At 43.1% G+C, this 2,760-nt stretch carries 2 protein-coding genes and 1 pseudogene; 1 reads left to right on the top strand and 2 read right to left on the bottom strand.

Annotated features, from left to right (window positions below; all coding sequences use genetic code 11):
• Both B3V51_RS11225 and B3V51_RS11220 read right to left on the bottom strand, forming a co-directional pair.
• Positions 1 to 859 (bottom strand): annotated as a pseudogene (locus B3V51_RS11225) (GGDEF domain-containing protein); the annotation flags it as partial.
• A gap of 292 nt (positions 860 to 1,151) precedes the next feature.
• Positions 1,152 to 2,033, bottom strand: a complete 882-nt coding sequence (locus B3V51_RS11220; protein ID WP_286708434.1) for a PHP domain-containing protein — start codon at positions 2,031 to 2,033, stop codon at positions 1,152 to 1,154.
• A gap of 305 nt (positions 2,034 to 2,338) precedes the next feature.
• Here B3V51_RS11220 and B3V51_RS11215 point away from each other — a divergent pair.
• Positions 2,339 to 2,760: inner membrane-spanning protein YciB (locus B3V51_RS11215; RefSeq protein ID WP_286708433.1), on the top strand; the 422-nt coding region annotated here is incomplete at its 3' end.

Here is a 2,760-nt window from a genome sequence, read left to right as displayed (position 1 = left end):
GTACCGTTGACAACGCATACTTCATTTTCTTCAGGCCGTAGCGACGGTTTTTTAGCTTCGTGAGCTCATCTTGATTGGCATACTGCAAGGTTTCTTGCCGACTATCATCTAAAACCAATAGCAAAGCACGAAATATATAAACGATAAAAATCGCTTTCGGGAATGCTAAATATAAATGGGTTGAGCGCCAAAAAAAAGCTGATGAACGCTGTATCTCAGTGATACTATCCCAACTTAATACATTGTTTTCAAACGCTGAAGCAGCAACGGCATTTTCAACCGCCATAATCTCGTTGTAAGTCAAATAATTATGAGTTTCTAGTAACGGGTGGATAACGGTCAACTGACGTAGATTGGGTAAAGTGATACCAAAATAGGGCGAGGTAATGGCCAATAACATAAGTATGATTTGTAGCCAAAACATGCGCCAAGCATAGCGGCGTTTGATGAGCATCATGCCAAGCATCGCACCGCCAACTAGCGATACTCCAGCAAACAAGCTGCTATAACCTATCACCACGATGACGGTAGCAATATAGAACGTATAAGTCAGTACTAGTGCGATTTGCCATCTGTCTAAAATATCCCGCCTACTTCCAGAGTGCGGCAAATATTTGACCATACATAAGAAAAATAAACCCATTACGCTGATTCCCAGCCATAGTGGGTACAGATAGTGCATATTGACATAGGCATGGAGCGCATCTTGTCGCCACCAAACGAACAGACACCACAGCCAATGCAAGGATACTTCCATGACAATAAATAACGCCATCAATGACGTTCTGTCAGCCGCTTGCCACTCAAAAATCATTTGAGAGAGCTTTTTGTATCCAAGATGAGAGACCGACACAGCCATAGATGGGCTACCGCAGAAAATATAAATGCACTGACTTTACAGGCATTGTGATCGAGTTAATCGAGTTAAAGGGCGTCATACCTTTTATAAACTTTTCTAGATATCCCTTTAAGTGTTACAAGTTCTGTCTGTATTATCAATCTGTTTTGTACATTTATTTATCAATCAGCAGTTTTTGAATATACAGTTTTGAGCGTCATGATATTCACATAAAAGACTCAGTCATCTTGGCGACGAAACACAAAAGTGACTAACCGCTAAAATGTCCATAAAACATGATAAAACCATCAGACTAAGCAGGCGTGTTAAACAACTCCCAAACCCCTTGTTGGTCTTCATTCAAAATAGGCACATCACCCAAACGACGCCACGGCATATTGCTACCATGAAAGTCACTGCCAATCGAGGTGACAAGATTGTGCTCGGCAATACTACGATCAACCATTCTGCGCGTGCTGATTGGTTCACTTGTGGCTGGTAGCTCACAAGCGTCACCGCCAAGCTGAGCAAACTCCCCAATCAGCTTGCGCACTCGTGTGGCCGATAGCTGATAACGCGTGGGATGCGCGAGCACCGCTCGACCACCACAAGCATGAATCAGCTCGATACCATGCTGCATCGTCAACGCCTCGATCGCCACATAAGCAGGCTTATTATCTGCCAAATATTTATCAAAGGCTTTTTGAACGGTTTTGACCTCGCCCCGCTCAAATAATACCTGCCCAATATGTGCGCGTCCAACCGCTTGTGGGTTGCCACCTGCCTTATCGAGTACGGCTTGCCACAACTCATCGAAATCTATATCCAGCAGCTCACTGAGCTTTTCGGTGATGCGCTGACCACGTGTGGCCCGACTGTCTTGTAGTTGCTGCAGAGTGGCATGCATCTTTTCGCGATCAGTAAAGTCCAGTCCCAGCACATGAATGATCTTATTGGTAGATTTGTTTTTGCCATAGCCACCGCTCAACGTATGCTCACAGCTGATTTCCACCCCATTGATCAGCTGTATATCATAAGCATTAGCGGCTTCTCTTGCCTCATCAATGCCCACTAGCGTGTCGTGATCAGTCAATGCCAGTACATTGATGCCCGCTGCGTGCGCGCGCTTTACTACTTCAGTTGGTGCGTAAGTACCATCCGAACAGGTACTGTGACAATGTAAGTCATATTTCATAAGATAAACCTTAATATTTTAAAAAATAAGCGTATAAACAATTTAGTAGTAGATAGTCACTATTCATATTGGTTGCTATTGATTGCTATTATTAATGATAATGTCTGAGCCAACTCTCTGGATTTAGCGACTATTGCTGCTGTATTTGATGGTTATATTTGGTTAGCGCTATGGTCATTAGCCACAATAAGACCGTATTACTCTGTAGGTGACGTATATCGCAGGATTATCGTGTTGATTGCTTTTTTTTGCGGCAGTAGACGTGTAAACTACCTCATACGTTTTTGTTGGACACAACCTTTGCTATGAAAGCATTATTAGACTTTATCCCTTTGATTGCCTTTTTTATCGCGGCGCGTTATAACGGTATTTTGGCAGCGGCAGGGGCTTTGCTCGTCGCTACTATCATTGTTTATGCCATTCACTTTATTCGCCAAAAAGGCAAGTTTGATAAGCAACAATGGGTCGTCTTACTATTAACCATTTTGTTTTGCGGTGGCACATTGCTGCTGCGTGATGATATCTATCTGCGCTGGAAATCGCCCATTATCAATGGTATTTTTGCGTTGACCTTGTTTGTCAGTGCCGCTATCAATAAGCCATTAATGCAGCTAGCAATGAAAGAAGTATTTACTTTAACACTTAGTGGTTGGAAAAAACTGACCGTTGCTTGGGCACTTTTCTTCGCCCTCATGGCTGTACTCCATTATATTACAGCATTCACCAT

The sequence above is a fragment of the Psychrobacter sp. UBA2514 genome (assembly GCF_002341255.1).
Taxonomy (GTDB): domain Bacteria; phylum Pseudomonadota; class Gammaproteobacteria; order Pseudomonadales; family Moraxellaceae; genus Psychrobacter; species Psychrobacter pacificensis.
The sequence above is the reverse complement of the archived record's forward strand: the minus strand, read 5'-3'. Positions and strand labels throughout refer to the sequence as shown.